This window comes from Dietzia maris (assembly GCF_014144855.1).
Classification (GTDB): Bacteria; Actinomycetota; Actinomycetes; order Mycobacteriales; family Mycobacteriaceae; genus Dietzia; species Dietzia kunjamensis.
The window spans coordinates 1-3,961 of the sequence record NZ_JAALDN010000060.1; the positions used below are offsets into that span (position 1 = coordinate 1).

A 3,961-nucleotide genomic window follows, 5' to 3' on the forward strand; every position below is an offset into this window, starting at 1 on the left:
CGCGCGGGGGTGCCGGGTCAGTCCCGGCGGCCCCTCGTGGCGGCCTTGGCCGCCCTCTCGCGGCGCTCTGCGCGCTGCTGCCGCTCCTGAGACCGCCGCTCCGCCCGGTTCGCGGAGGCACCCTCGTCGACCAGCTCCGGGTCGCCACTCTCCGACGGGCCGGAGAACTGCATCTGGTCCGCACTCACATCCCGGCCGGTACCGGCGGCCCGGAGGATCGGGTTGGCGCCGGCGAGTGCCGCCGCCTGCGACGCGGAGGGACCGGCCATCGCCTTCTGCTGCTGGTTGGCCTCGACCTTGACGTTGAAGAGGAACGCCACCGTCTCTTCACGGACGCCGTCCATCATCACCGAGAACATGTCGTAGCCCTCGCGCTGGTACTCGACGAGCGGGTCACGCTGGGCCATCGCCCGGAGGCCGATGCCCTCCTTGAGGTAGTCCATCTCGTAGAGGTGCTCGCGCCACTTCCGGTCGAGGACCTGTAGCATGACCGACCGCTCGAGCTGACGCATGGCACCCTCCCCGCCGATGCCCTCGATCTCTGCCTCACGCTCGTCGTAGCGGGCGAAGACGTCGTCGAGGACGGCGTCCTTGAGGTTCTTGGCGGACAGGTCGCCGGACGACCCGTACTCGTCGCCGTCGATGATGTCCTGCGCCGCGATCGTCACCGGGTAGAGCTGGTGGAGCGCGTCCCACAGCTTGTCCAGGTCCCAGTCCTCGACGTACCCCTCGGCGGTGGCACCGTCGACGTAGGCGCTGACGACCTGGTAGATCATCGACTCGACCTGGTCGGTGATGTCCTCGCCCTCGAGGATCCGCTTGCGCTCACGGTAGATCACCGTGCGTTGCTGGTTCATCACCTCGTCGTACTTGAGGACGTCCTTGCGGATCTCGAAGTTCTGCGACTCGACCTGCGTCTGGGCGTTCTTCACGGCCCGCGAGACCATGCCGGCCTCGATCGGCACGTCGTCGGGCAGGCTCAGACGATTCATGATCGCCTCGACGGCAGCACCGTTGAAGCGCCTCATGAGCTCGTCACCCAGCGAGAGGTAGAAGCGTGACTCGCCCGGGTCGCCCTGACGTCCCGAGCGCCCGCGCAGCTGGTTGTCGATGCGCCGCGAGTCGTGCCGCTCGGTGCCGAGCACGTACAGGCCACCGGCTTGGCGGACCCGCTCCGCCTCCTCCTTGGTGAGCGTGCGCATCCGCTCGATCTCGGTGTCCCAGGCCTGCTCGTACTCCTCCGGGGTGGTGACCGGGTCGAGTCCGCGCTCGCGCAGGTTGAGGTCGGCGATGATGTCGGCGTTGCCGCCGAGGACGATGTCGGTGCCGCGGCCGGCCATGTTCGTGGCGACCGTGACCGCACCGGGCCGTCCGGCCTGCGCGATGATCTGCGCCTCCGAGGCGTGGAACTTGGCGTTGAGGACGTGGTGCTTGATGCCCTTGCGCGTGAGCAGCTTGGACAGGTGCTCACTGCGCTCGACCGAGGCGGTGCCCACGAGCACCGGCTGCTTCTTCTCGACCCGCTCGGCGATGTCCTCCACGACGGCGGCGAACTTCGCCTCCTCCGTCTTGTAGATGAGGTCCGCCTGGTCCTCGCGGGCCATCGGCCGGTTGGTCGGGATGGGCATGACCTCGAGCTTGTAGATCGAGTAGAGCTCGGCGGCCTCGGTCTCGGCCGTGCCCGTCATGCCCGCCAGCTTGTCGTACAGCCGGAAGTAGTTCTGCAGGGTGATGGTGGCCAGCGTCTGGTTCTCGGCCTTGATCTCGACCCGCTCCTTGGCCTCGATCGCCTGGTGCATGCCCTCGTTGTAGCGACGCCCGTCGAGGACTCGGCCGGTGAACTCGTCGACGATGATCACGTCGCCGTCGCGGACGATGTAGTCCTTGTCCTTGGTGAACAGCTCCTTGGCTTTGATGGAGTTGTTCAGGTAGCTCACCAGGGGCGAGTTCGCGGCCTCGTAGAGGTTGTCGATCCCCAGCTGGTCCTCGACGAACTCCACGCCCTGCTCGGTCACGCCGATGGTCCGCTTCTTGCGGTCGACCTCGTAGTGGGTCCCCTCCTCCAGCAACGGCGCGATGCGTGCGAACTCGCCGTACCACTTGCTGGAACCGTCGGCGGGTCCCGAGATGATGAGCGGGGTCCGCGCCTCGTCGATGAGGATCGAGTCGACCTCGTCCACGATCGCGTAGTTGTGGCCGCGCTGGACCAGGTCGGCGGTGTCGTGCGCCATGTTGTCGCGCAGGTAGTCGAAGCCGAACTCGTTGTTGGTGCCGTAGGTGATGTCGGCGTGGTAGGCCTCGCGGCGCTGCGCCGGGGTCATCCCGCCGAGGATCGCTCCCACCGACAGGCCGAGGAAGCGGTGGACACGACCCATCCATTCCGCGTCACGCTTGGCCAGGTAGTCGTTGACGGTGACCACGTGCACGCCGTTACCGGCCAGCGCGTTGAGGTAGGCCGGCAACACACAGGTCAGGGTCTTGCCCTCGCCGGTCTTCATCTCGGCGACCGACCCGGTGTGCAGCACGATGGCGCCGATGATCTGCACCTTGTAGGGCTTCTGACCGAGGACCCGGTGGGCCGCCTCGCGGGCCACCGCGAAGGCCTCCGGGAGGAGCTCGTCCAAGGTCTCCCCGTCGGCGACGCGACGCCTGAACTCGTCGGTCTTTGCCCGCAGTTCGTCGTCGCTCAGCTTCTCCGTCTCGTCGGCGAGTGTGTCCACGTAGTCGGCGAGAGCGGTGTACTTCTTGAGCTTTCGCCCCTCGCCGGCACGGAGCAGCTTGGAAAGAATCGACACAGTCTCGAACGTCCTCGTGGTCGGGGAAGTGGTCGTGGATACGGCGACCTGCGTGGCGACACGCGGGCCCGTCCTCATCCTAGGCGCTGTGGGCCGTCGTGACACGCCGAGGGCGGTCCGGTCAGGGGGGACCGGACCGCCCTCGGGGGTTACGGGACGGGGCCGTCAGCCCTCGTCGCTCAGGGTGATGAGCCCGTAGTCGAACGCGTGCCGGCGGTAGACGACGGTGGCGCGTCCGGTCTCGGTATCCCGGAAGAGATAGAAGTCGTGGCCCACCAGCTCCATCTTCTCGAGTGCCTCGTCGACCGACATCGGGGCGCCGTCGTGCTCCTTCTTCCGCACGATCTGTCCCGGCATCTGCTCGTCGACCCCGTCGTTGTACTCGGCGCCGTCGACCCCGTCCAGCATCTCGGCCGGGGCGGCGTCGGCCGTCAGCTCGGCGGTCGCCTCGGCGACGGACTGGGGGCGCCGGTGGCCGGAGTGGCTGATCTTGCGCCGCGTGCGGGCCTTGCGCATCTGACGCTCGAGCTTGGCGACCGCCGACTCGAGGGCCGCGTAGAAGGTGTCCTCGGCCGCCTCCGCGCGAGCGACGCCGGGCTTGCCCTTGAGGGTGATCTCGATGCGCTGGCTCACCTTGGACAGCCGCGGGTTGTTCTCGTGCAGCAGGATCACGTCGAACCGTTGGATGGCCGGCGAGATCTTCTCGATCTTCGCGAGCTTGGCGTTGATGCGGCTCGCGAAGTGTTCGGGGACCTCGACATTGCGGCCACGGATGGTGACCGGGGCCTCCGGCGTACCGGGGTCGTCTGTCGACGGACCGTCGAAGGTGGCGGGATCAAGCAGGACTGCGGGGGTCTTCGCCATCGAAGCTCCTCCTCATCGGGCCTGCGGCGGGCCGCTGCGGCCGATCCGGTAACCGCCCGGAATCCCGGCCGAAGGGGCCACCCACATGGCTGAGTGGATACTCTGCAGACGCTGTCCACCGGAGCCGCCAGGCGGCGAACGTGCTGGTGAACGCGTCCAAAACCCACCCTACCCCCTCGCGTGGGCGCGGACCCGCGGACCGCGAAGGTCGCGTCGACCCCTCCCCCGCGGGGAGTGGTCCGCCGTCAGGCTGCGGTCACGGCGAGCACACCCGTGACGCGCAACCCGCCCGCGTCCAGGAC

2 protein-coding genes are annotated in these 3,961 nt (G+C 68.1%); both read right to left on the reverse strand.

Annotated features, from left to right (window positions below):
* Positions 1 to 17: 17 nt before the first annotated feature.
* Positions 18 to 2,795: a preprotein translocase subunit SecA gene (gene secA, locus G6024_RS02260; RefSeq protein WP_067712293.1), complete on the reverse strand. Its 2,778-nt coding sequence runs from the start codon at positions 2,793 to 2,795 to the stop codon at positions 18 to 20.
* Positions 2,796 to 2,960: 165 nt separating this feature from the next.
* Positions 2,961 to 3,659, reverse strand: coding sequence for a ribosome hibernation-promoting factor, HPF/YfiA family (hpf, locus tag G6024_RS02265; RefSeq protein WP_067712290.1), 699 nt, complete (start codon positions 3,657 to 3,659; stop codon positions 2,961 to 2,963).
* Positions 3,660 to 3,961: the final 302 nt, after the last annotated feature.